The organism is Thiohalophilus sp. (assembly GCF_046483665.1).
GTDB lineage: Bacteria > Pseudomonadota > Gammaproteobacteria > UBA6429 > Thiohalophilaceae > Thiohalophilus.
The window spans coordinates 1-24,624 of record NZ_JAWOCR010000040.1 but is presented as its reverse complement, the minus strand read 5'-3'; the positions used below and the strand labels follow the sequence as shown (position 1 = coordinate 24,624).

Here is a 24,624-nt window from a genome sequence, read left to right as displayed (position 1 = left end):
TCTCAGCGTCGAGCCTCTCAGCCGACAATCAGTTTCAGCCCTACCAGAACGGTTACAAACTCGAACGCCCGCTTGATCGTTCGATTCCCCTTGATGATCGAATAGTGAGCACCGATATAGCCACCCAGCAACGAGCCCAGCAACAATACCGGCAACCAGTCCCAGCGAATCGAGCCTAGCAATCCCAATGTCAGGGCGCCACTGCCATTCCAGAACAGCCCCACCATCACCAGGGTGTGAGCGACGGCGCGCCGATAATCGAGCCCGAACCAGCGGATCAACCACAGCGTGACAAACAGACCGGTACCGGAGGTCAGCGAACCATTCAGAAAACCGATACCAAACAATACTGCTCCCCCGATTACCAGTCCACGGCGATCCCGGTGCGTCCGGGTATCCACCTGCCCGAGAGCGGGAGATCCCCAGGAATAGAGTCCCAGGCTCATGGTCAGTATCCCCAACGCCAGTTCCGCCCAGCGGTCCGGCACGTTCAGAATGACACTGGCGCCCAGAATGACGCCGGGCACGCCGGCCAGCAACATGATTAGCGCAAATTGCCCCTCCAGGTTCTTTTCTCTAAAGTGACGGGCAGAGGCGCCGATACCCAAAGCAACACTGGCCAGCTTGTGGGTTGCCAGCGCCACACTGAAGGGCAGGCCGAGGAAAATCAGGGCCGGCAACTGCAATAAACCGGCCCCACCGCCGGCAAAGGCGGAAAAGGCATTGGCCAGCAGGGAAATAAAAAATAACAGGATGTATTCCAACATGGGTCAAAAATTACCTACAATTGAGTTCCTGAAGCCTGGGGCTCTGTAATGATAACCGGATACCGTTTACCAGTTAGCCTTTGTTTCGCGGCACTGATTCTCGCGCAGGCCAATCCTGCCACGGCGGCACGCTACAAGTGCTGGACCAATGATCAAGGCGTGCGGGAGTGTGGCCAGAGTGTTCCCCCCGAATACTCCCAACAGCGGATTGAAATCCTTAACGAGCAGGGTGTCGTCATCGAAGTCGAGGAGCCGGCCAGGACTCCCGAACAGCTTGAAGCGGAAAAACAGGCCGCCGAGCAACGCCGTGTGGAAGAACAACAAAAGGCGGAACAACAACGCCGCGATCGGGTGCTCTTGAATACATTTACGACCGAGCGGGACCTGAAGCTTTTTTACCAGGATAGAACCGACGCCATTCAAAGCCGGATAAACTTAACCCGTGCCAGTAACGACGCGCTGCGGGAAAAACTTCGCGATCTGCAGAAACAGGCCGCCAATCAGGAACGTCGGGGCCAGGCACTTTCCGAGAATCTTCTCGACCAGATGGAACAGGTCAAGCGCCAGATTGCAAACAATAAGAAGCTCATGGCCGAGAAGGCGCAGGAACTGGAGACGCTTGAGCAACAATTCGAGGCGGAACTGGAGCGTTTTCGTAAATTAAAGTCGTCCCGGTCCTCACGCTGAACAAGCATTTCGTATACCTGTCCTGAAAGACTGCTTCGTCACCTTGTGACTCTCAATGACACCACAATCTCAGGTTATTGCGAGCGAAAAGACGTAACCTTTTAACAAAGTGACCGGGTATTCGGGACGTTTATTCAGGTGCTCCGCCGCGAGCCTTTAGCAACTCCTCCAGCAGGCTCCATTGATCTTCCCATGACTCCTGCGGTAAACGTCGAAAACCGCTGCGCACGTACTGATTGATGCGCCCTTCCATGATCGACAGCAGCAGATTCGCGCTCGGTCCCACCGGCAACCCCGGTGACAACTCGCCGTTCATCTCGCCTTCACGAAGTACCTGCCTGAGCTGTGTTTCCAGTCTGTCATAGAACTGATCAATACGACTGCGTAGCCGCTCGGTTTCCCCGACCAGTACATCGCCGGCCAGCAGACGCGTAATGCCGGCATTCTTGGCCGCGAAACCGAGCACCAGAGTCATGATGTATTCGCTGCGTCGAATGGCGGATGTCTGATCTTCTAGTATCCGGTTAATCAGTCCGAAGATGGACTCCTCGATGAACTCGATCAGCCCTTCGAACATGCGCGCCTTGCTCGGGAAATGGCGATACAGCGCCGCCTCGGAAACCCCCACAGCCCGGGCCAGACCGGCGGTGGTGATCCGCTCGCCAGGGCAGTTCTCCAGTTCACTGGCCAGTACTTCGAGTATCTGCTGGCGGCGTGACGGCTTGTCCGATTGCTTCTGGTTCATAGCGCCTGTCTTCAGTTTCTGATAAGGGTGCCGACACCTTCGTCGGTCAGTACTTCCAGCAGAACTGCGTGCTCGACCCGACCATCGATGATCTGCGCAGTACCGACACCGGAATGAACGGCATCCAGGGCACAGCGGATCTTGGGCAACATACCACCGTGGATCGTGCCCTCGTCGATCAAGCCTTCCACTTCCTTTGCCTTGAGACCGGTCAAGAGTTCTCCGTTATTATCCAGCACACCGGGAGTATTGGTTAACAGAATCAGTTTCTCCGCAGCGAGGGTAATAGCCAGCTTGCCGGCAACCAGATCAGCATTGATATTATAGGATTGGCCATCCTCGCCAACCCCGATAGGGGCGATGACCGGAATAAAATCGCCTTGTTTGATCAGCATATTAACCACGGAAGGGTCGATGCTCTGCACCTCCCCCACATGACCGATATCGATAATTTCGGGCGTATTCATTTGTGGGTTGTGACGTTCGAAAGTCATCTTACGTGCCCGGATCAATCCGCCATCCTTGCCGGTCAGTCCGACAGCATGGCCGCCGGCCTGATTGATCAGATTGACGATCTCCTTGTTAACCAGGCCGCCGAGTACCATTAACACTACATCCATGGTTTCGGAATCAGTCACCCGCATACCTTCAATAAATTTGCTTTCCTTACCAATCTGTTTCAGCATATCTCCAATTTGCGGGCCGCCACCGTGCACAACGACCGGGTTCATCCCCACCAGTTTCATCAGCACGATGTCGCGCGCGAAACCCTGTTTGAGATTCTCATCGACCATGGCGTTGCCGCCATATTTGATCACTATCGTCTTGCCCTGAAAGCGCTGTATATAGGGCAGCGCTTCGGTCAGGACCTTGGCAATATTCAGGGCGGATTTGGCGTTAATGCTCATACAGGTATTTTGTTTTCCGGTTAAGACACGAGGAAATGTACCTGCCTAGAAAGGCAGGGCCAGATCAGGTTTGACCGATTGCAATAACTCGCGGAATTGTTGCTGAATGCGCTGCAAGGCTTCCTTGTCTTTGGCTTCAAAACGCATAATCAGACTCGGTGTCGTGTTGGATGCCCGCACCAGTCCCCAGCCGTCCTCGAAATCAGCCCGTACGCCATCGATCATGATGACATTGGCATTGTCAAACTCGGCCCGGTTCATCAGCTCATCCATAAACTGGTGCTGCTCGCCCTCTGCCAGGTCGATGCGCAATTCGGGCGTGTTAACCATATCCGGCAGGCTGGCAAAAATTTGCTGCGGTTTGCGCTTGTCGTTGGCCAGAATTTCCAGCAGGCGCGCGGCCGCATACAGGGCATCGTCAAAACCGAACCAGCGTTCCTGGAAGAAGATATGGCCACTCATTTCACCCGCCAGCAAGGCCCCGGACTGTTTCATCTTGGCTTTAATCAGCGAATGACCGGTCTTCCACATGATCGGCTCGCCGCCTTTTTCCCAGATTACCCGGGTCAGATTACTGGAGCATTTGATATCGTAAATAATCTGGGCACCATGGTTACGTGACAGGATATCGGTGGCGTACAACATCATCAGTCGATCCGGCCAGATTATAGTGCCATCGGGACTGACTACACCGATTCGATCGCCGTCGCCATCGAAGGCAACCCCCAGATCGGCATTCTGCGCCCGCACCAGTTCGATGATATCGCGCAGGTTTTCCGGCTGGCTGGGATCGGGATGATGGTTGGGGAAATTCCCATCCACTTCGCTATAGATATCAATCAACTCGACCCCGAGGCCGCGGAACAACGCCGGTGCCACCACTCCAGCGACACCGTTGCCGCAGTCGACCACAACCTTGAGCGGACGCGGTAGCTTGATATCGGAAACAATCTGTTTGATATAATCATCAATAATGCTACGGGTGCCATAGCTGCCCTGACCCTGGGCAAAATCCCTGTTCTCGATGCGCTGGCGCAACGCCTGGACCGCGTCGCCTGATAACGTCTCGCCTCCCAGTACCATCTTGAAACCGTTGTAATCCGGCGGATTGTGGCTTCCGGTCAGCATCACGCCCGAGCCATCCGCCAACTGATGCGCGGCATAATAAAGCACCGGGGTCGGGACCATACCCACATCGATGACCTGCAGGCCGGCGGCCTGCAGCCCGCGTACCAGCGCACCCCCGAGTTCCGGACCGGATTTGCGTCCGTCGCGTCCGAAAGCGATTTTCGTCAGTCCGCGCTGGCGGGCTTCACTGCCCAGCGCCTGTCCGATCAACAACGCATGCTGGGGCGTCAGGGTGCGCCCGACGATGCCGCGAATGTCATAGGCTTTGAATATCTCGGCCGGAGGCATGGCCGGCGGTGCCGGCACATTACTGGCCGGGGCAACCGGAGGGGCTTCAGGCTTTTTTGGCGGTTCGGGCTCCCGGCTTTGAAAACGAGCCCGATCCTCGTCGCTGTCCAGCTCTTCCACCGACATGGCGCTGCTGTCCATAAAAATCCGATCAGACGAGCCATCCAGGCTGGCCATATTGAGCGAATTGTCCTCGTCATCGTGCTCGCGTTGCATGACCGACGCAGTCGGTAAATCCTGCAAGCGTTTGGCCATTTCCCTGAATTCTTTCATCTTGAGGAAATACTCATGGCGCTTGTTACCGCGCAATATACTCGCTTCCAGCAACATGAAGTTTTCCAGATCCGCCGTGATAGAACGGCTCATCGCCTGGTAGAGCAGCAGCGTCACAATGCCGACCAGCACAAGTCCGATGCCAAGAATCGTCAACAGGTTCATGTTAAAGGCCGAAACCCGCTCCACCTGCGGCATCCAGGCTGACAGGCGCCAGGCGGTGTTGGGAATATCCACATGGGTCGAGTCGGCCAATGACTGATGACGTACTTCACCTGCTTTGCCCAGCAAGATGCTACTCTGATCAGTAATCTTCTGGTTGAGTTCGACATAACCGCGGCCAGCCGCCTCGCTCAGCCAGCGTTCCAGTAATCCGACATCCAGCGCCAGCTGCACATGGCCGATCACCTTCTCGCCGCTGCGATCCAGCACCGGCTCGACAATCCCGATATGTTCCTGCGGGGTATCCAGGGCGTGTACTTCCACCGGTGGCCGTGCTTTGAGTTCTTCCGCCTGACGCTGCAGATCCAGACAGGCAAACCCGAGATGTGGCTCACTGGTTTTATCGGGGGAATAAATCTTTGGCTGCAGCAGGCGCACCCGCAGGGCATTATCGAACATGGTCAGTAGTTCACTTTCACGTTCGGCGATCGCCGAACGGCTGCCACTTCTCAGCAATTCCCGGGTTTGCGGATCCCGCGCGATACTGTGCAATCCCTGGGCGTAATCGGCGACCGCGCTGCTGATGCCGGCCGCAGTGCGTCGCGCCTCGTTTTCAAGAACCGCGTTCTCCTGGGTTTGCAGGGCATTCAGGGGCGTCATCTGGCCGATGAATACGGAAACCACGAGAATGGCACTGAACAGTAAAAAGGCGATCAGGCTGACCGCGGAGAGGGTCATTCCGCTGGAACGGATCTGCTGTTGTTGCTGGCTTTTGCTTTTACGTTTGCGACGACGGGCCACTCTGCCTCTCCCTGTTATTCGGATTATGACGGGTTATGCACGACCGGTATGCCCAAAGCCGCCTTCGGCCCGCGAACTCGCTGCAAACTCTTCCACGAGATCGAACTGTGCCTGGACCACTGGCACAAACACCAGCTGGGCAATACGTTCACCAATATTGATAGTAAAAGAATCACTGCCGCGATTCCAACAGGAAACGAACAACTGTCCCTGGTAGTCCGAATCGATCAGCCCCACCAGATTACCCAGCACGATGCCATGCTTATGACCCAGCCCCGAACGTGGCAGAATCACCGCCGCCAGTGAAGGATCACCGATATGAATAGAGAGGCCGGTCGGGAGCAGTTCTGTCTGACCAGGATTGAGTACCAGCGTCTCATCCAGACAGGCGCGCAGATCGAGCCCGGCGGAGCCGTCGGTGGCGTAATCGGGCAGGGGGATCTCTTCACCGAGACGGGGATCGAGCAGTTTCAGTTGAATGCGGGCCATAATGAAGGAAGTCCCTGTGTTGGATAAACGTTGTTGTTCTGTTTTTATGCCTGACGCAGCCCGTGAAGAGGCGGATCAGTTTTTTTTCAATTCTACAACGTTAGCCCCGCTGGCGGCAGCCCGGGATCCTGTTTCATAGCGACTGACAATCAGGGGAATCAGCTGGCGCGCCAGCTGCGCCTTGCCGGCCAGCGCTAACTCGATTTCACCGCCCGGCCAGAACACCTGCAAGGCATTGGTATCGCTGCCGAAGGTTCCCCGGGTTTCGACCGCAGCCGGACCCACAGGGTTGGCCACCACCATCTCCAGCCGCTTTTCCTGCAACTTGGCGCGGGCATAGTGGGCCAGATCCGCCGTCTCGGCAGCAAAACCGACACAGAACAGCCGCGGATGCCGCTGCTTCACGCTGGCGAGAATATCCGGGGTTTTTTCCAGTGCCAGATTAAGATGTGCCTGATCTTTCTTGATCTTCTCGGTCGGCGCGCGGGTCGGGCGGTAATCGGCCACCGCCGCGGTGGCAATAAAGATATCCGCCTGCTCCGTACGCTCCATTACCGCGGTATACATCTGTTCGGCACTGACCACATCAATCCGCTCCAGATGGGCGGGCGTGGGCAAACTTACCGGCCCGCTGACCAGAATCACCCGGGCACCGGCTTCGGCCGCCGCCTCGGCCAGGGCATAGCCCATCTTGCCGGAGCTGTGGTTGGAGAGATAACGCACCGGATCGATTGCCTCGCGGGTCGGCCCGGCGGTAATCAGTACCGTCTTGCCGGTAAGACTGCCGGTAGCGAACAGCTCGCTCAATTGCGCCAGGATCGCGGCCGGCTCACTCATGCGCCCCGCACCCACTTCGCCACAGGCCTGTTCGCCACGGTCGGGGCCGATCAACAACACTCCGCGCTTTTGAAGATTGCGGGCATTTTCGGCCGTGGCCGGATTGGCCCACATCGCGGCATTCATCGCCGGGGCCACGGCCAGCGGGACAGCCGAGGCCAGGCAGACCGTGGAGAGCAGATCATCGGCCCGGCCCTGGACCAGCCGGGCCAGAAAGTTGGCGCTGGCCGGCGCGACGAGAATCGCATCGGCCCAGCGGGCCAGCTCAATATGCCCCATGGCTGCCTCGGCCCCGGCATCCAGCAGGTGACGGTGCACCGGCTGTCCGGAGACCGCCTGGAAGGTCATCGGCGTGACAAACTCACAGGCACCGTCGGTCATCACCACCCGCACCTCGGCCCCCGCCTCGCGCAGCCGACGTACCAGGTCCGCCGCCTTGTAGGCGGCAATGCTGCCGGTCACCCCAAGCAGGATGTGTTTGTTAGCCAGTTGTGTCATACCTATAAAGTGTATCAGAGTTTCCGGGCCCTTCGGAGTAAACTCCGAAGGGCAGGGCCGAGGGACGAGTTACAAGTGACGAGGGGGCTACGGTGTCACCGCTGCTGATTTTCCTAGTTACTCGTCCCTCGTCACTCGGCCCTGTTCCTGGCTATAATTGAACGCAAATCCGGCAGGCAGGAACCACTGGCCGGTTTGCTAAATCTTCTGAATAAGCGACAGGGAGGTCGTATGCCCATTACCGACTGGCCGCAGGCGGAGCGCCCGCGGGAGAAACTTCTGGCCCGGGGCTGCGATGCCCTGTCTGACGCCGAGTTGCTGGCGATTTTTCTGCGTACCGGCACGCGCGGCAAATCCGCCGTAGATCTGGCCCGCGAGGTGCTGCACCGGTTCGACGGCCTGCGCGGGCTGCTCACTGCCAGCGAGGCGGATTTCTGTGCAATGCATGGCCTGGGCCAGGCCAAGTACGTGCAACTGCAGGCTGTCATGGCGCTGGCCCAGCGTCACCTGGGCGAGACCCTGCAGCGCGAGAGCAGCCTGAACAGTCCACAGGATACCAGGCGCTATCTGCAAAGCCGCTTGCGGGATTTGCCCCACGAAGTATTCGCCTGTCTGTTTCTCGACAGCCAGCACCGGGTCATTCGCTACGAGGAGCTGTTTCGCGGCACCCTCAACGGCGCCAGTGTGCATCCGCGCGAGGTAGTTAAAAAGACTCTGCAGCACAACGCCGCCGCGCTGATTTTCGCCCACAATCACCCCTCCGGTATCGCCGAACCGAGCCAGGCCGACCGTCACCTGACCCGGCGCCTGGTGGAGGCGCTGGAGCTGGTGGAGGTGCGGGTGCTGGACCATATCGTGGTCGGCGACGGGGAGTGCGTGGCTTTTTCGGAGCGTGGCTGGCTATAAAATCAGATTCTAGGGGCTAGTTTCTAGGTACCAGGCTCTAAATCGCAGGATTGGGCTTGTAAGGCTGGCGGGAAATCCGTAAAATTCGCGCTCTTTGACGCATTGTGCAGCCGATTTTTGGAGAATAACCATGGCCAGAGTCTGTCAAGTGACTGGCAAACGTCCGATGAGCGGGAACAACGTTTCCCACGCCCATAACAAGACCCGTCGCCGTTTTCTACCCAACCTGCATACTCACCGTTTCTGGGTGGAGTCGCAGAGCCGCTGGGTCAAATTGCGTATTAGCAGCAAAGGTATGCGCATCATAGATAAAAAAGGTATCGAGTCTGTACTCGAGGACCTGCGTCGTCGCGGCGAAAAGGTGTAAGGAGTTTTATCATGCGTGACAAAATCAAACTCGTTTCCAGTGCCGGTACCGGTCACTTCTACACCACGACCAAAAACAAGCGCAACATGCCGGAAAAAATGGAAGTGAAAAAATACGACCCGGTAGTCCGCAAGCACGTGGCCTACAAGGAAGCCAAGATCAAATAAACCGGCTTTTTGTACCGGACGCAAAAAACCCGCCCTGGTCATCGGCGGGTTTTTTTATGCCTGTCCCTTGCGGCGATTCGAATTCGTCGCAACAAACGATTATCATCAAAGATATGGAACGTTATCAGGTAGGCGGCTGCGTCCGCGACAAACTGCTCGGGCTGCCGGTCAAGGACCACGACTGGGTGGTGGTTGGCGCCGCGCCACAGCAGATGCACGACGCCGGCTATCGGCCGGTGGGCAAGGACTTTCCCGTCTTTTTACACCCCGAGACCCATGAAGAATATGCCCTGGCCCGCACCGAGCGCAAGACCGGCCCCGGCTATACCGGCTTCACCTTTCACGCCGCTCCCGATGTGACCCTGGAGCAGGATCTGGCCCGCCGCGATCTGACCATCAATGCCATGGCCGAAACCGACAGCGGCGAGATTATCGATCCTTACAACGGCCAGCAGGATCTCAAGGATCGTCTGCTACGCCATGTCTCGCCGGCCTTTGTTGAGGATCCGGTACGCATCCTGCGCGTGGCCCGCTTCGCCGCACGCTTTGCCGGGTTCGGCTTTCGCGTGGCCGACGAAACCCAAACGCTGATGCAGCAAATGGTCGACAACGGCGAGGTCGATGCGCTGGTGCCCGAACGGGTCTGGCAGGAAACCCTGCGCGCCCTGCAGGAAAACCACCCGGAAACCTTCTTTGAAGTGCTGCGCGGGTGTGGCGCGCTGGCCCGGCTGTTCCCCGAAGTCGATCGCCTGTATGGCGTGCCGCAACCCGAACAACATCATCCGGAAATCGACACCGGCGTGCACACCATGCTGGTGCTGCAGCAGGCGGTCAAACTCGCCGATGATCCGGTGGTGCGCTTCGCCGCCCTGGTCCACGATCTGGGCAAGGGCATCACGCCGGCTAAAGAGCTGCCCTCGCACATCAATCACGAAGAGCGCGGCGTACCGCTGGTCGAGGCGTTATGCGATCGCTACAAAATTCCCAACGAGTTTCGCGAACTGGCAGTGATGGTGACCCGCTATCACCTGCACTACCACCGTGCTGGTGAGCTCAAGGACACTACCCTGCTAAAAACCCTGGAAGCGCTGGATGCCTTTCGCCGGCCCGAACGCTACGAACAATTCCTGCTGGCCTGCGAGGCCGACTCGCGCGGGCGTCCCGGTTATGAGGATCGGGTCTTCGATCAACCGCGCATCATGCGCGAGGCCTTCGCCGCCGCCAGCGCCGTCGAAGCCGGACCGTTCGTCGAACAGGGCCTGCAGGGCAAGGCCATCGCCGAGGCCATGCACAAGGCAAGGCTAACCGCAATTAAACAGGTACGCCGCGCGGCCTGAGCATGACCTTCGCCGATCACTTCTCCCCACAGGCGGCGAACTACACCCGCTACCGGCCCCACTATCCGCCCGAACTGTTTGCTTATCTCGCCTCGCTCTGTCCACAGTATGAGCAGGCGCTGGATGTGGCTACCGGCAACGGCCAGGCCGCTGTGGCGTTGGGCAATCATTTTGAACAGGTGATCGGTTGCGAACCGGGTCTTGCCCAACTGCACAATGCATAGCAGAAACACACCATCGATTATCTTTGTAGTACCGCCGAGCAATTGCCGTTTACTGATAGCACGTTTGATCTAATCAGCGTGGCGCAAGCCGCACACTGGTTCGATCATGCGCGCTTCAATCGCGAGGCCACCCGTCTGCTCAAACCCGGCGGCGTGCTGGCAATCCGGGGCTACGGCCTGTTCTCGATATCGCCCGCGATCGATGCGCTGATTAACGACTATTAGGCCAACACACTGAACGCTTACGAGCCCCGGAACGCTGCTGGTTCGAACGGGCCTATGCCGGTCTGCCCCTGAAACTGTCAGCATGGATTCCGGCCTGCGCCGGAATGACGGTCAAAGACAGAACTTTTTCCTTCGTGTCTTCGAGGCTTCGTGGTTCGGTTTTTTACTCGTCCCTCGTAACTCGTCCCTCGGCCCTGGGTAATAAATGGTATGATCCCGCCCCTCGCAACCACAGCCCCGAATACCCCTATGTCAAACCCCGTACCCAAAGTCGGTTTTATCAGCCTCGGCTGCCCCAAGGCGCTGGTGGACTCGGAGCAGATCCTCACCCGCCTGCGCGCCGAGGGCTATGACATCGTCTCCAGCTACGACGACGCGCAACTGGTCGTGGTCAATACCTGCGGCTTCATCGACAGCGCGGTGGAAGAATCGCTGGACACCATCGGCGAGGCGCTGGATGAAAACGGCAAGGTGATCGTCACCGGATGTCTCGGCGCCAAGAGTGATATCGTCCAGCAGACCCATCCGCAGGTACTGGCGGTCACCGGCCCGCACGCCCTGCAGGAAGTAATGGATCATGTTCATCAGCAGCTGCCCAAACCGCACGATCCCTATACCGATCTGATCCCGGCCGAGGGCCTGAAGTTAACGCCGCAGCATTATGCCTATTTAAAGATCTCCGAGGGCTGCAACCACCGCTGCAGCTTCTGCATCATTCCTTCCATGCGCGGGGATCTGGTCAGCCGTCCCGTCGGCGAGGTGATGCAGGAGGCGGAAAACCTGTTCAAATCGGGGGTGAAGGAACTGCTGGTCATCTCCCAGGATACCAGTGCCTACGGCGTGGATATCAAATACCGCACCGACTTCTGGGGCGGGCGGCCGCTAAAAACACGTATGACCGAACTGGCCGGGGCGCTGGGCAAGCTGGCCCGTGAGTATGGCGCGTGGGTGCGATTGCATTATGTCTATCCCTATCCGCACGTGGACGAAGTCATCCCGCTGATGGCCGAAGGATTGATCCTGCCCTACCTGGACGTGCCGTTTCAGCACGCCTCACCGCGCATTCTCAAATTAATGAAACGCCCCGGCAACATCGAAAAAACCCTCCGGCGTATCGAAGACTGGCGCGCGATCTGCCCGGACATCACTCTGCGCTCTACCTTCATCGTCGGCTTCCCTGGCGAGAGCGAACAGGAGTTCGAAGAGCTGCTGGAATTTTTAGATGAAGCCCGGCTGGATCGGGTCGGCGCCTTCGCCTATTCCCCGGTGGAAGGCGCCAGCGCCAATGAGCTACCCGACCCGGTCCCCGAAGAAGTGCAGCAGGAACGCCTTGAACGCTTTATGCAGTTGCAAAGCGAAATCAGTGCCGAAAAGCTACAACAGAAGGTCGGTCAACGGATGCAGGTCATCGTCGATGGTTTCAGCGAAGACAACCTCCTGCTCGGCCGCTCCAGTGCCGATGCCCCCGAGATCGACGGCGCCGTGATCCTCGACCAGGTTGAAGACGAGGTACAGCCGGGACAGTTTATGGAAGTCGACATCGTCGCCGCCACCGAACACGATCTGATCGGCGTCCCTGTCGACAAATAACGGCTTTCACCCTCTAACTATATAAGACATAAAGCTCTCAAAAAGAGCTGTCATAACGGCAGATGCTAATCAATATCCTTAAAAATACTCAGCTTTATTTCGACAAATCAACCGATCGGTGAATAACGACCTTGTGACATAATCCTTCTATGAAAGGATTAGGTATCAGCTTGTTGATCACAGCCGGGTTACTGAGTGCCTGTGGGAGCAACCCTCATTACGATAAGGCAAAACCACACCATACAGAATCCGGTTTCACTAATGTCTATTATGAGAACGACAAGGGTTTCTGGTCGTTTATGAAGTGGCGCTGGCAGCGCTGGTTTAAAAATATACCCGAAGCCGGGGATTATGATTTTGAACTGGTAAACCAGGATTATACTCACTTGAAGCACAATCCTCAGATCCCCAGCCTGACCTGGATTGGCCATGCTACATTCCTTGTTCAGTTTGCTGATCTCAATATTCTGACCGACCCGCAATTTTCCGATCGGTCCTCACCGCTCTCCTGGGCCGGCCCCAAACGGGTCATCCCGCCTGCCTTAACGATTGCGGAGTTACCGGAGATCGATGTAGTGATTATCTCCCATGATCACTATGACTCCCTGGATGTCGAGTCGGTAAAACAGCTTGCCCGGCATAATCGCGAACGCACACTGACCTTCATCGTTCCCCTGGGAATGAAAGCCTGGTTCGACGATCTGGAGCTGGCCTCAGTTCAGGTGGTTGAGCTCGACTGGGGACAGACTCATGCAGTAGGGGATGTAATCTTTACGGCCGAACCGAGCCAGCACTGGAGCAAGCGCAGCCTGTTCGATGCCTATGACAGACTGTGGGCTTCCTGGGTAATTGAGCACAAAGATAACCGGATATTTTTCGGTGGCGATACCGGCTATGCCAGGCACTTTAAGGAAATCGGCAACAAGTATGGTGACTTCGAACTCGCCTTGTTACCCATCGGGGCATATGAACCCAGATGGTTTATGAAACCGTATCATGTCAATCCGGAGGAAGCGGTCAAAATTCACCAGGATATTAACGCCAGGCATTCGGTTGCCATGCACTGGGGCACCTTCATCCTGACCGATGAGCCGCTGGATGAGCCGCCGGTAAAACTTGCCGAAGCTCTGGAGAAATACCAGATTCCTGATAAAGAATTCGAAGTTTACCAGCACGGCGAGAGCCGCCATATCGATCACCTGTTCGCTAACTGAATCGATATAACAGGCTTATCAGTAATAAACAGAAAAAAGCTATGGCTTGGGGAGAGATTCGCCTCTACAGCAACTGAATGATATCGCGTTTTTTTCTTGCTCGCGCTACTGATGGCGGGTTCAATCAGAAAATCATCAACTATTGCATAAGCTTTTTTTCATGACTCCCACCGACATGACCGCCCTGTTCATTGCCCTGCTGATTCTGGCGGCGATACCGGGGCTCAGTGTGCTGGCAGTGACGGTGCGTGCTGTTACCCATGGATTCCGGCATGCTTCGGCAACCACGCTGGGGATTGTCGTTGCTGATGTTATCTTTCTCGTGCTGGCGATTTTCGGGCTGGCACTGCTGGCCGAGCAACTCGGAGATCGGTTTTTTCTCATCAAGTATCTCGGCGTGGCCTGTTTGTTCTGGCTGGGATTCATATTGTGGCGAAGCCGTAACCGGTTCGCCGCTGGAGAACCGACCGGTAAAGACTCCCTGGTCTCCAGCTTCCTGGCAGGCCTGTTGCTGACCCTGGGCGATCAAAAGGCGATCCTGTTTTATCTCGGTTTTCTCCCGGCCTTCGTGGATCCTGGTTCAATCTCGCTGACGGAAGTATTTCAGATTATGGCAATCACCGTCGTTGCTGTCGGCGGAGTTAAACTCGCCTATGCCTTTGTGGCTGCGAAAGCAGGTGTCTGGCTCGGTTCACATGCGACCCGGTTTATGAACATGCTGGCAGCCGGTGTACTTATCGCCATTGGTTTGTTTTTGCTGGTGACGGCCTGACCCGGGGGCCCACGGCTAGATTCACTCCGTAATCTGCTATTCTACAATTCTCCTTCTCCGCCATGAGGTTCTGTTATGTCTTTTTTATCACGTGTCCTTGCCTCCCTTCTTGTGTTTGCCGGTGTTGCTTTGCCGGCTTCGGCTTCAGACAGTCTCGAGCTGATCGAACTCACTGATAACGTCTATGCCATCGTCGGTGAACTGGGTAACCGCAGTACGGAAAATCTGGGTAACAATGCCACCTTCGGTTTTGTCGTCACTCGCCAAGGGGTTGTTCTGATCGATTCGGGTGCGGGTTATCAGGGTGCCAGGGCGCTGCACCAGGTAATTCGTTCCGTCACCGATAAACCGATCAGCCATGTCATCAATACCGGCGGGCAGGATCACCGCTGGATGGGCAATGATTACTTTAAACAACAGGGCACCACGATCATTGCCAGCGCCCGGGCGGTCGAGGATCAAAAAGCCCGCACCCGGGACCAGTTCTCCCGCCTGGCCAGCCTGATGGGCAGCGAGGCGATCGAGGCCATCCGGCCGGTATACGCGGATAAGACCTTCGATCGGGAACTGACACTGAGCGTGGGTGACACGACCTTTGAACTGCGCCATCCCGGGCAGGCCCACACCCCCGGCGACAGCTTTGTCTGGCTTCCTGCAGAGAAGATCATGTTCACCGGCGATATTGTCTATACCGAGCGCATGCTGAGTATTGGCAATTACTCCGGCAGTAAAAGCTGGGTGGAGAGTTTCCGCGCCATGGCCGCTTACGAACCCACAGTGGTGGTTCCCGGCCACGGTGCGCCAACCACGCTGGACAAGGCACGGGCCGATACCCTGGACTATCTGGTTTTTCTGCGCGAGACCATTCGCGAGTTCATGGATAACGGTGGCGATATTACCCGTATCGGCAGCATTGACCAGTCACGGTTTGATTACCTCGAAAATTTCGAGGACCTGGCCGGACGTAACGCCCAGCGGGTTTATTCCGAGCTCGAGTGGGAATAATCCCGGGAAACAGGTGTCAGGCAGCGCGTTGCCTGAACAGGAGTTCCTGCACTTTATCAACCAGTAGTCCGGGTGCAGGCACTGAGTATCCCTCCGACTCGCGGCACTACTTGTAAAAAATGTGCCGGCCAATCGTGGCCACTTTTTGTTTGCTTCGCGCCCAGCTGGGACGGATGTAACTGGCATGATAAAACAGGGCACCTTCCACCCGGGGTTCACTCCGTCGGTAATAGACATCCGCGGCAACCCGGTGGGCGGTTTCGTAGGCCACATTGCTCACATCGGCGGTAACGTCTAGCTCGGTCCATGAAAACGCACCAACCTGGCGTTTGCGTATTCTGTCCCAGCGTTGCTCATGCACCACTTCGCACAGGGTGTCAGGAAATCGTTTTGATGCCACGCGATTCAGGGTTACATCTGCCACGGCATACTGACCAGCTACCGACTCGCCACGCGCTTCGTGATAAACATTCAATGTCAGACAACGTAAATCGCGAGTGGCCTGCCGGCTCTGTTGTGCCTGACTGAACAGGGCGTAAATACCCGGCGGGATGGCCAGTAACAGTGCGAAGATGCCGGCGGTAACCGCCAGCCGGGATTTGTTCCGGGTATACCACCAGGATTGCAGACCCAGGCGCCAGCCATACCAGGTGGAAGGCCAGGCCAGCTCACGCAATTTTTCCCATACTCGATACATACATTAATTATAACGCCGCCGGTGAGATAAACAGGCGGGTAACCGGTCAATTTGTGTCACAGAACACATCCCGGCCCGGAACCGGCCTTCTGACTTTTGTCTCACAGGTGCCTGATTTGCTCATGTACCGCAGTGGATTTTGACGCCACAGGAAAGCACGAGAACACACCGATAAGAAAACACTCTTCATCTCTGCGGCTTTGCGAGAGTATTCAGGCTTTTTCCGCAATAATGATCGCCCGCCTGGGGGCCGGATAGCCTTCGATCGACTTGCTGTGATCGTCGGAGTCGAGAAAGTCGGCCAGGGACTGGAAGGTCATCCAGTCGGTCGCCCGCTGTTCTTCTATCGTGGTCGTTGTGACATCGACCGTGCGAATATTGATGAACCGGCAACGCCGCAGCCAGCGTTCGAGCATGGGCACCGAGGGCAGGAACCAGACATTGCCCATGCGGGCATAGCGATCTTCGGGAAACAATGCCGTGTTTTCATCACCGTCGACGATCAGGGTTTCCAGCACCAGCTCACCCCCGGCAGCCAGGCAATCACGTAATTGCAATAAATGATCGACAGGCGAGCGACGGTGATATAACACGCCCATGGAGAACACCGTGTCGAAGGCCTCCAGTTTTCCCGGCACATCGTCGATTCCCAGCGGCAGCACATACACCCCCTGATCGCCGGCATAGCGATGCATTATCTCGTATTGCAGGGTAAACAGCGGGGTGGGGTCGACACCGATGACCAGTTCGGCACCGGCGCCTTTCATCCGCCAGCAGTGATAGCCGTTGCCGCAGCCGACGTCCAGCACCGTGCGCCCGGCCAGAGTCGCGATATAATCTTTTAACCGATCCCACTTCAAGTCGGAGCGCCATTCGGTATCGATATATATACCAAACAACTCGAACGGCCCCTTGCGCCAGGGATGTAGTTGTTTTAGCTGCTGCTTTAACGACTCCCGCTGCTCATCATTCAGCTCGCTGCCATCGCCGATGCGCACAGCGTCTTGAGTGAAGTCGCAACTGACCGGATGCACCATTGACATGGCATCGACCGCGGCCTGCCATTTGGGCAGATCACCGTAACGTTTTGCATCCAGGCCTTTTTCGACCTGTGCCGGAAGCTGTTCCGCCCAGTCAGCCAGCGGAGTATTCGCCATGCGCTGATACAGCCCGGAATAATCAATCATTTGACGGCCAGCAGGGAAGCAAAGTTAAAACATTGAAACCACTGATACGTTTCTGCGAACCCTGCCTGTTGCAAACGCCGGTGGTGGGTGCCGAAGCTGTCGGGAATCAGCACCTTTTCCAGCGCGGTGCGCTTCTGGCTGATCTCAAGTTCACTGTAGCCATTGGCTTTTTTAAACGCCAGGTGCATGTCGGTCTGAAACTGCTGTTCGCTATTCTTCTCGAACGCAAGTTTTTCCGACAATACCAGTGCCCCGCCGGGCAACAGACCGGCGTAAATATGATCCAGCAGCGCCTGACGCTCATCGGCCGGAATAAACTGTAGGGTAAAATTGAGCACCACCAGCGAGGCCCGTTCCACCTTGATGTCGCGAATATCGGCGCAGATCACATCCACTTCAACCGGGGAGCGATCCTGAGCGAGAATCTGCCGGCAACGTTCGGTCATGGCCGTGGAGTTGTCCACCGCGATAATCCGGCAACTGTCATACGCGACCCGGTTACGCATGGAGAGCGTAGCCGCGCCCAGGGAACTGCCAAAATCATAGATCCGACTGTCGGGTTGTGCGTAACGTTCCGCCAACAGGCCAAGCAAAGAAATGACCGTCTCGTAGCCGGGCACCGAACGTCGGATCATATCCGGAAACACCCCGGCCACCTTCTCATCGAAGGCGAAGTCCACAATCATCGATTGCGGCGTGGCGTAGATATTATCGCGGGGTTTGTCGCTCATAATCGTTTACATAAAGACGTATAACAGACCGGCGCCCAGCAATAACCGGTAGATAACAAAGGGCAGCATGCCAATGCGATCCAGCAGCTTCAAAAACCAGTGGATGCACAGGTAGGCGGTGAGTGCCGAGATCACCGCACCGAGTAACAGCGGCAACCATTCCACGCTGCCCTGCTCGATCAGCTTCAGGGTCTTGTAGGCCCCGGCCATGAGTATGGCCGGGATGGACAACAAAAAAGAGAACCGCGCCGCCGCGGTACGGGTCAGGCCCATCAACAAGCCGGCGGTCATGGTGATCCCCGAGCGCGAGGTGCCGGGGATCAGGGCCACGGCCTGGGCAAAGCCGATCACCACAATATCTTTCCAGCCGAGACGGTGTTCGTCGCGCACCTGGCGGCTGATCACATCGGCCAGCCACAACAGCAAGCCGAAGCCGATGGTCGCCCAGGCGATGATTAGCGGTGAGCGCAACGTGGTATCCACCAGATCGTGCAATAACAAACCGAATACCGCCACCGGAATACTGCCCAGGATCACCGCCCAGGCCAGGCGGCTCTCGCCCGTCTGCTGGCGCTGTACGCAGGAACTGCCCCAGTCACGCGCCATGGTGATCACCTCGCAACGAAAATACCAGACTACAGCAGAAAGTGTGCCGACATGTACCGCCACATCAAAGGCCAGCCCCTGATCGGGCCAGTCGCTCAGTTGCGGCACCAGGATCAGATGCGCGGAACTGGAGATAGGCAGAAACTCGGTCAGCCCCTGGATAATCGCCAGAATAATAATCTGAATCAGCAGCATGCGTGGTTCTCGTTATAATTGATGACGCAGATCGCGCCCGCTGAAGCCTTTCGGCAATACTTCGCTGCCCTTGTTGAGCAACATCACCTTGAAGATCTCGCCCATTTCCTGCGGCAGGGTCAGGCGCTTGACCTCGCCGGCCCGTTGCAGATAGTCGGCTTCGTCACCGCCGTGCTGTTCGAGACGCTGCATCAGGCCGGCATCCAGTAGAAAGTGGGCCTGAGTAGTATAACCGGCCACGCCAAATCCGGCGGCCAGGGCGCTGTCCGCCACATGGGTAAAATCCACATGCGCGGTGATATCCTGCAATCCCGGATAGACAAAGGGATCGTCGTGGGCACGATGGCGATAGTGACACATGAGCGTGCCGCGCTGACGCTGGGGATGGTAATACTCGTGGCGCGGATAGCCGTAATCGAGCAACAACACGATGCCCTGTTGCATCTGTTCACCGAGCGACTCGATCCACCGCCCCGCATCAAGATTGATTTCGCTCAGATAATCATCGGGTAGCGGCTGCGGCTGTTCGATCGCCGCCAGCTGGCGTTGCAATGCCTCGTTGATCAACGCCTGTTCGCCGGTAACAAAACCATCCTGTTCGAACCCGACCGTCTGCTCGTACCACTGGCCCGCATGTTTGTGAACCCGGTGCACGGGCATCGCGTCCAGCAACTCGTTGGCCAGCACGATGCCGTTAAAATCCGTCGGCCAGCCTTGCAGCCACTGCACCCGGGGCAACAGTTCGGGACAATGTTGTTCGAGCTGTTGTCGCTGGCGCTCGCGCAGATCGCCGCTCAGCTCCAGTATATAGTAGTGTCGCGGCAGACAATCCTGTGCCTGCCAGTCCTGTAACAACTGCGCGGCCAGGATGCCACTGCCGGCCCCCGCTTCCAGCAGATCCCAGTCAGGCCGGCTGTTCAATACCGGCGACAGGGCCTCGGCGAGACATTCAGCAAACAAAGACGAAATCTCCGGCGCGGTGACAAAATCGCCGGCGGCGCCGAACTTGCTGCTGCCGGCAGCGTAGTAACCGAGTCCCGGTGTATACAGGGCCGCCTGCATGTAGTCATGGAAGGTAATCGCGCCGTCGGCCGCGATCTGTTCACGGATCGCCTCGATCAGGCGCAGGCTGTGTTGCTGCGCAACCGCATCGGGCTGGGGCCAGTCGGCCAGATCCGCCTGACGCTGACGTAACCGCCGGGGAAAGCGCTCGAGCGGCGCACCGCGCCCGGAATGGGGATCCGCTGTATTCATCGTCTGATTACGTTTAAAGTGTACGGCTGGTGGCGAAAACCGAAGGATAACACAGCATGTCTGAGCACAAGGTGGTTTTGATTACCGGCGCGGCCCACCGGATCGGCGCCACGACCGCGCGTCTGCTGCACGAGCAGGGCATGAATATCGTGCTGCATTACCGCCACTCGCGCGAGGCCGCGGAACAACTGCAACTGGAACTGGAACACCAACGCGCCGATTCGGTGGTACTGGTGCAGGCCGATCTGCATCACACCCACGAGCTGCGGCAACTGGCCAAACAGGCCGCGCAGGTCTGGGGGCGACTGGATGTATTGATCAACAATGCCTCGACCTTCTACCCGACCCCCATCGAATCCGCCGATGTAGCACAATGGGACGACCTGATGGGGTCCAACGTCAAGGCACCGTTTTTTCTGAGCCAGGCGGCGGCGCCTTATCTGAAAGAACAGCAAGGCTGCATCGTCAACATCGTCGACATCCACGCCGAGCGACCGCTGCGCAACTTTCCCATCTACAGTATGGCCAAGGCGTCACTGGGTATGATGACCAAGGCCCTGGCTGCCGAGCTCGGCCCGGAGATCCGCGTCAACGGCGTCGCGCCCGGCGCCATCCTGTGGCCGGAAAACCTGAAAGACGACGACAAGGAAAAGATCATCTCCCGGACTTTCCTCAAACGTCGTGGCGATCCTGAGGATATCGCCAGAGCGATTTTGTATCTGGTTCGCGACGCCGGCTATATGACCGGCCAGATCCTCGCGGTCGATGGCGGGCGTTCGCTGAACGCATAAAATGATTCACCACGAAGGCACGAAGACTCGAAGAAAAACAAAAGCTTTTTCAAAAAATTGTTCTTCAGCATGGATGTTACGCAGGCTAACGCCAGCGTGACCTGCAAAACTAATAATTATTCTTTGTATTTGCTTCGTGTCTTGGTGTCTTCGTGGTTAAGGTCTTCATTTCCACTCGAAGGGAATCGCCCAGAGTGACTGGCTGGCCTTGTCGAATTGTTGCCACAGTTCGGCCATGCTGATCTGTTGCTGGGGGTGTTTAAGATCGGGGGCGATCTCGGCCAGGGGTTGCAGGACAAAGGCGTTGTGGGTGATCTCCTCACGCGGGAGGTCGATGTTCTGATCCTGTAAATCCAGATCGTCGTACAACAGCAGATCCAGATCCAGGGTTCTGGATGAAAAACGCGGGCCGGTGCGTTTGCGCCCGTAGTGATTTTCTATATCGTGCAATGTATCAAGGACCTGTTGTACGGGCTGATCCGTTTTCAACCCGACGACCAGGTTGAGAAAGTTGTCGCCCTCGAAGCCGACCGAGGCACTTTCATAGACGCTGGAGAGGGTCAGTTCGCCGTACTGCTCACCCAGCGCATGGACCGCGCCGCGAATGTTGTGTTCCGCGTCGATATTGCTGCCGATGCTGATATAGATCTGTGCCATATCAGGCCTGCGTGCCGCGCTCGATGATCACGCCCACATCGCGCGCACCGCGTACCGCGCCCTGCTTGTTGAGCCGGACCCGCACCCAGGGCACATTGAATTCGGTCAGAATGATTTCAGCGACTTTTTCCGCCAGAGTCTCCACCAGCTGGTATTCACTCTCTTCCACAAAGCCGATGATGCGCTTGGCCACTGCCTTGTAATTGAGCGTGTCGTCGATGTGATCACTGGCGGCGGCCTGACGGATATCGGCGCCCATTTCCAGATCCAGCACCACGGTCTGCTTGATGCGCCGCTCCCAGTCATAAATACCGATCACGGTATCGATGCGCAGGTCACTGAGGTAAATAATATCCATACTCACTATAACTTCGTATCATCAACTGGCGCCCAACTATACACGGCTTGTGCCAATCCCTCTATAATCCGGCCTCGGATGGGGAGGAATTGTGCATGGATATTCTTGATTACAGCCTGATAGCGGGCGCTTATCTGCTCGGTTCGCTGTCATCGGCGATCATCGTCTGCAAGCTGGCAGGGCTGCCTGATCCGCGCGGCACGGGCTCGGGCAACCCCGGGGCCACCAATGTATTGCGTCTGGGCAGTAAAAAGGCCGCTGCCATCACCCTGCTGGGCGACATGCTCAAGGGCCTGCTGCCGGTCTTGCTGGCTGTCACGCTGCAGGTTAACCCGCTGGTGCTGGGGCTGGTTGGCTTCGCGGCCTTCGTCGGCCATCTGTACCCGGTATTTTTCCAGTTCAGGGGTGGCAAGGGTGTGGCGACATTGCTGGGGGCGCTGTTCGGATTTAATCTCTGGGCCGGTCTGGCTACTGCCGCCACCTGGCTATTTATTGCCAAGGGACTGAAAATTTCCTCCCTGTCGGCGCTGGTGGCCATGGCGTTGGCGCCGATCTTTGTCTGGCTGTTTATGGGTCAACAGTGGGCACTGATCCTCGCGACCGTCGCCATGGTAGTGCTCTCCTTCTGGCGCCATCGCAGCAATATCGCCCGGCTGGTCAAAGGGGAAGAGAGCCTGATCGGGAAAAGCTGACATTGCCTCTCGCAGAGGCGCAGAGCCGCAAAGGGAATTCAAGTTCTTTTTCTGTAATCTCTGTGAGAAGTTATGCTGTCATATGACTTCTGCGCCAAATCACAAAAATCGGCGAACGCCCGTATCTATTCCAATCCAATTACTTCGTTGAAAGCGCCGATACAATGAGATATTTCTTTGCGGGCTCTGCGCCTCTGCGAGAGATTAATTAGCCTTTAGAAAAAAGTCCCGTCCAGCGGCGATGAGGCACTGGCGTATTGCTTGCGGGGTACACGCCCGGCCAGGTAGGCCTCGCGGCCGGCCTCGATGGCTTTTTTCATGGCCGAGGCCATCAGCACCGGATCCTGCGCGCCGGCGATGGCGGTGTTCATCAGCACCCCGTCACAGCCCAGCTCCATGGCCACCGCCGCATCGGAAGCCGTGCCAACCCCGGCATCCACCAGCACCGGGACACTCAGCTCCTCGATGATGAAGCGGATGTTATAGGGATTACGGATCCCCAGCCCCGAGCCGATCGGCGCCGCCAGCGGCATGACCGCCACGCAACCCATCGCCTCCAGCTCTTTGGCAATGATCAGATCGTCGGTGGTGTAGACCATCACCTTGAAGCCGTCCTGGATCAGGGTTTCGGCTGCTTTGAGGGTCTGCAGCACATCGGGGAACAGGGTCTTCTCGTCACCCAGTACTTCCAGCTTGACCAGGTCATGACCGTCCAGCAATTCGCGGGCCAGGCGACAGGTACGCACGGCATCCTCGGCGGTATAGCAGCCGGCGGTGTTGGGCAGGATGGTGTATTTGTCCGTCGGGATGGCCTCGAGCAGGTTGGGCTCGTCCGAATTCTGGCCAATGTTGCTGCGACGTACCGCGACTGTGACGATTTCGGCACCGGAGGCCTCGGTGGCCAGACGGGTCTCTTCCAGATCTTTATATTTACCGCTGCCAACCAGCAGACGGGAATGGTATTGCTTGCCGGCAATCGTCAACGGGGTATCTTGTTTACTGCTGCTCATGGTCCATCCTGAAATCGGGCGGGTGAAAAAATGATTATACCCTGTCGGGCCGTGTGGCAGATCAACCCCCGCCCACGGCGTGGACGATTTCGACCCGATCGCCGTCGGCAAAGGTATGTTCGGCATAATGGCTGCGCGGCAGAATCTCCCGATTTACCTCCATGGCGATACGCCGCCCCCCGAGCCCCATCTGCTCGACCAGTGCCGCCGCGGTCAGCCCCGGCTCGATCTGCTTGTCTTCGCCATTGACGACAATCTGCATCCTTCCATCCACCCGAATATCACGTAATAACAGGGAGTCGGCCGTGCAGGCCGTTTGCGAGATGACTATATTACCAGTTGCGGGCTTACTGCGTCAGGATCAAGGGGGTAAGTGCTGAGTGCTGAGTGCTGAGTGCTGAGTGCTGAGTGCTGAGTGCTGAGTGCTGGCAATTATTTCACCATCAAAATTTTCAGGCATCTAGCCTTCCTGCTCCCGGGACCAGTCAGCAAGGACTCGTGCAAAGGCGTGTGGCGGCGGCTTCCCTGCCCCTGTTCATCGCGCTTGTAAAGCGCTCCCACAAGGACAAATCGGAAACAACAAGCCCGGACCCGGATTTTCCTGGCACTTGGTACCTCACCCTGCTCGCCATGAGTGTCTAGATACTAGGGACCAGGGGCCAGGAATTTGCACGGGGCAGATTTTCCTCGTACCTAGCCCCTAGTACCTCGTACCTGCCCGGGATAGAATATCCTGGGCGCCGCGGGTGTAGTTCAATGGTAGAACATCAGCTTCCCAAAGTCATGATCGAGGTAAGGTCTTGACGGGATTGCTCAGGAAGCCAAGGTGTACCCCGACTATGCCTTCTCAGAAATCACAGGACGCTTTCTCAGGACTCTTCCGATACAGAGAATAGGTTTGCCCAACCCCAGTGCCGGTGTAGCTTAATGGTAAAGCTTCTGGTTCCCAACCAGACGACGAGGGTTCGATTCCCTTCACCGGCTCATTATCTGCAATTTGAAGTATGGTTAAAGGTTGCTCATTGACATAATATAATTATGGTTAATGTGCATGAC

General features: G+C 57.0%; 28 protein-coding genes and 1 tRNA gene. 14 read left to right on the top strand and 15 right to left on the bottom strand.

All coding sequences use genetic code 11. The features are described from left to right. Positions 1-17 precede the first annotated feature (17 nt). Positions 18-767 carry a sulfite exporter TauE/SafE family protein gene (locus R6U90_RS08730; RefSeq protein ID WP_410352292.1) on the bottom strand — a complete coding sequence of 250 codons (750 nt, stop codon included), beginning with the start codon at positions 765-767 and terminating at the stop codon, positions 18-20. 48 nt (positions 768-815) lie between these two features. On the opposite strand from R6U90_RS08730, the gene R6U90_RS08725 reads away from it, so the two are divergent. Continuing rightward, positions 816-1,454: a hypothetical protein gene (locus R6U90_RS08725; RefSeq protein ID WP_410352291.1), complete on the top strand. Its 639-nt coding sequence runs from the start codon at positions 816-818 to the stop codon at positions 1,452-1,454. Between the two features lie 130 nt (positions 1,455-1,584). Here the strand turns inward: R6U90_RS08725 and slmA are convergent, their stop codons facing one another. The 5 genes from slmA to coaBC all read right to left on the bottom strand — a co-directional run bounded on the left by slmA (position 1,585) and on the right by coaBC (position 7,583). After that, positions 1,585-2,199 (bottom strand): nucleoid occlusion factor SlmA, encoded by a 615-nt coding sequence (slmA, locus tag R6U90_RS08720; RefSeq protein WP_410352290.1) that lies wholly within the window; start codon positions 2,197-2,199, stop codon positions 1,585-1,587. An 11-nt stretch (positions 2,200-2,210) separates the two neighbouring features. Then, the gene (gene argB, locus R6U90_RS08715) at positions 2,211-3,107 is read right to left on the bottom strand and encodes an acetylglutamate kinase (protein ID WP_410352289.1); all 897 of its coding nucleotides are present in this window, start codon (positions 3,105-3,107) and stop codon (positions 2,211-2,213) included. 45 nt (positions 3,108-3,152) lie between these two features. Continuing rightward, positions 3,153-5,759 carry a phosphomannomutase/phosphoglucomutase gene (locus R6U90_RS08710; protein ID WP_410352288.1) on the bottom strand — a complete coding sequence of 869 codons (2,607 nt, stop codon included), beginning with the start codon at positions 5,757-5,759 and terminating at the stop codon, positions 3,153-3,155. A gap of 33 nt (positions 5,760-5,792) precedes the next feature. After that, complete coding sequence (gene dut / locus R6U90_RS08705) at positions 5,793-6,248, bottom strand: dUTP diphosphatase (RefSeq protein ID WP_410352287.1); 456 nt, start codon at positions 6,246-6,248, stop codon at positions 5,793-5,795. Positions 6,249-6,323: 75 nt separating this feature from the next. Next, the gene (gene coaBC, locus R6U90_RS08700; protein WP_410352286.1) at positions 6,324-7,583 is read right to left on the bottom strand and encodes a bifunctional phosphopantothenoylcysteine decarboxylase/phosphopantothenate--cysteine ligase CoaBC; all 1,260 of its coding nucleotides are present in this window, start codon (positions 7,581-7,583) and stop codon (positions 6,324-6,326) included. Between the two features lie 231 nt (positions 7,584-7,814). On the opposite strand from coaBC, the gene radC reads away from it, so the two are divergent. From radC to R6U90_RS08650, 10 genes are all read left to right on the top strand, one after another. Next, entirely contained in the window at positions 7,815-8,489 is a 675-nt protein-coding gene (radC, locus tag R6U90_RS08695; protein ID WP_410352285.1) for a RadC family protein, read from the top strand. 130 nt (positions 8,490-8,619) lie between these two features. Beyond that, the gene (rpmB, locus tag R6U90_RS08690) at positions 8,620-8,856 is read left to right on the top strand and encodes a 50S ribosomal protein L28 (protein WP_410352284.1); all 237 of its coding nucleotides are present in this window, start codon (positions 8,620-8,622) and stop codon (positions 8,854-8,856) included. Between the two features lie 11 nt (positions 8,857-8,867). Then, positions 8,868-9,023, top strand: coding sequence for a 50S ribosomal protein L33 (gene rpmG, locus R6U90_RS08685; RefSeq protein WP_134080758.1), 156 nt, complete (start codon positions 8,868-8,870; stop codon positions 9,021-9,023). 113 nt (positions 9,024-9,136) lie between these two features. Then, a complete protein-coding gene (locus tag R6U90_RS08680) occupies positions 9,137-10,360 on the top strand; it encodes a multifunctional CCA addition/repair protein (protein WP_410352283.1) in 1,224 nt (407 codons plus the stop codon). Between the two features lie 2 nt (positions 10,361-10,362). Next, positions 10,363-10,584, top strand: coding sequence for a hypothetical protein (locus R6U90_RS08675; protein WP_410352282.1), 222 nt, complete (start codon positions 10,363-10,365; stop codon positions 10,582-10,584). A gap of 12 nt (positions 10,585-10,596) precedes the next feature. Then, positions 10,597-10,809, top strand: coding sequence for a class I SAM-dependent methyltransferase (locus R6U90_RS08670; RefSeq protein WP_410352387.1), 213 nt, complete (start codon positions 10,597-10,599; stop codon positions 10,807-10,809). A 249-nt stretch (positions 10,810-11,058) separates the two neighbouring features. Then, a complete protein-coding gene (gene rimO, locus R6U90_RS08665) occupies positions 11,059-12,399 on the top strand; it encodes a 30S ribosomal protein S12 methylthiotransferase RimO (RefSeq protein WP_410352281.1) in 1,341 nt (446 codons plus the stop codon). A 170-nt stretch (positions 12,400-12,569) separates the two neighbouring features. Next, complete coding sequence (locus R6U90_RS08660) at positions 12,570-13,613, top strand: MBL fold metallo-hydrolase (RefSeq protein WP_410352280.1); 1,044 nt, start codon at positions 12,570-12,572, stop codon at positions 13,611-13,613. Positions 13,614-13,773: 160 nt separating this feature from the next. Beyond that, entirely contained in the window at positions 13,774-14,385 is a 612-nt protein-coding gene (locus R6U90_RS08655) for a LysE family translocator (protein WP_410352279.1), read from the top strand. Between the two features lie 75 nt (positions 14,386-14,460). Beyond that, positions 14,461-15,390: an MBL fold metallo-hydrolase gene (locus R6U90_RS08650; RefSeq protein ID WP_410352278.1), complete on the top strand. Its 930-nt coding sequence runs from the start codon at positions 14,461-14,463 to the stop codon at positions 15,388-15,390. Between the two features lie 106 nt (positions 15,391-15,496). On the opposite strand, the gene R6U90_RS08645 is transcribed toward R6U90_RS08650, so the two are convergent. The 5 genes from R6U90_RS08645 to R6U90_RS08625 all read right to left on the bottom strand — a co-directional run bounded on the left by R6U90_RS08645 (position 15,497) and on the right by R6U90_RS08625 (position 20,060). Next, positions 15,497-16,087, bottom strand: a complete 591-nt coding sequence (locus R6U90_RS08645; RefSeq protein WP_410352277.1) for a cell wall hydrolase — start codon at positions 16,085-16,087, stop codon at positions 15,497-15,499. A gap of 212 nt (positions 16,088-16,299) precedes the next feature. Further along, positions 16,300-17,274, bottom strand: a complete 975-nt coding sequence (gene cmoB, locus R6U90_RS08640; RefSeq protein WP_410352276.1) for a tRNA 5-methoxyuridine(34)/uridine 5-oxyacetic acid(34) synthase CmoB — start codon at positions 17,272-17,274, stop codon at positions 16,300-16,302. Then, on the bottom strand, positions 17,271-18,005 hold the full coding sequence (cmoA, locus tag R6U90_RS08635; protein WP_410352275.1) for a carboxy-S-adenosyl-L-methionine synthase CmoA: 735 nt from the start codon (positions 18,003-18,005) through the stop codon (positions 17,271-17,273). Before cmoA ends, cmoB begins: the two co-directional genes overlap by 4 nt. A 6-nt stretch (positions 18,006-18,011) precedes the next feature. Then, positions 18,012-18,806: an undecaprenyl-diphosphate phosphatase gene (locus tag R6U90_RS08630; RefSeq protein ID WP_410352274.1), complete on the bottom strand. Its 795-nt coding sequence runs from the start codon at positions 18,804-18,806 to the stop codon at positions 18,012-18,014. 12 nt (positions 18,807-18,818) lie between these two features. Beyond that, the gene (locus tag R6U90_RS08625; RefSeq protein WP_410352273.1) at positions 18,819-20,060 is read right to left on the bottom strand and encodes a class I SAM-dependent methyltransferase; all 1,242 of its coding nucleotides are present in this window, start codon (positions 20,058-20,060) and stop codon (positions 18,819-18,821) included. A gap of 56 nt (positions 20,061-20,116) precedes the next feature. On the opposite strand from R6U90_RS08625, the gene R6U90_RS08620 reads away from it, so the two are divergent. Beyond that, a complete protein-coding gene (locus tag R6U90_RS08620; RefSeq protein ID WP_410352272.1) occupies positions 20,117-20,851 on the top strand; it encodes a pteridine reductase in 735 nt (244 codons plus the stop codon). A 165-nt stretch (positions 20,852-21,016) separates the two neighbouring features. Here R6U90_RS08620 and folK read toward each other — a convergent pair whose 3' ends face one another. Then, the gene (folK, locus tag R6U90_RS08615; RefSeq protein ID WP_410352271.1) at positions 21,017-21,508 is read right to left on the bottom strand and encodes a 2-amino-4-hydroxy-6-hydroxymethyldihydropteridine diphosphokinase; all 492 of its coding nucleotides are present in this window, start codon (positions 21,506-21,508) and stop codon (positions 21,017-21,019) included. Between the two features lies 1 nt (position 21,509). Beyond that, the gene (gene folB / locus R6U90_RS08610; protein ID WP_410352270.1) at positions 21,510-21,866 is read right to left on the bottom strand and encodes a dihydroneopterin aldolase; all 357 of its coding nucleotides are present in this window, start codon (positions 21,864-21,866) and stop codon (positions 21,510-21,512) included. A gap of 95 nt (positions 21,867-21,961) precedes the next feature. Between folB and plsY the strand changes: the two genes are divergently transcribed. After that, positions 21,962-22,558 (top strand): glycerol-3-phosphate 1-O-acyltransferase PlsY, encoded by a 597-nt coding sequence (plsY, locus tag R6U90_RS08605; RefSeq protein ID WP_410352269.1) that lies wholly within the window; start codon positions 21,962-21,964, stop codon positions 22,556-22,558. Between the two features lie 215 nt (positions 22,559-22,773). On the opposite strand, the gene R6U90_RS08600 is transcribed toward plsY, so the two are convergent. Then, entirely contained in the window at positions 22,774-23,568 is a 795-nt protein-coding gene (locus R6U90_RS08600) for a thiazole synthase (protein WP_410352268.1), read from the bottom strand. Between the two features lie 61 nt (positions 23,569-23,629). After that, positions 23,630-23,830 (bottom strand): sulfur carrier protein ThiS, encoded by a 201-nt coding sequence (gene thiS / locus R6U90_RS08595; protein WP_410352267.1) that lies wholly within the window; start codon positions 23,828-23,830, stop codon positions 23,630-23,632. 651 nt (positions 23,831-24,481) lie between these two features. Between thiS and R6U90_RS08590 the strand changes: the two genes are divergently transcribed. Continuing rightward, a tRNA-Gly gene (locus tag R6U90_RS08590) sits at positions 24,482-24,552 on the top strand. Positions 24,553-24,624 lie beyond the last annotated feature (72 nt).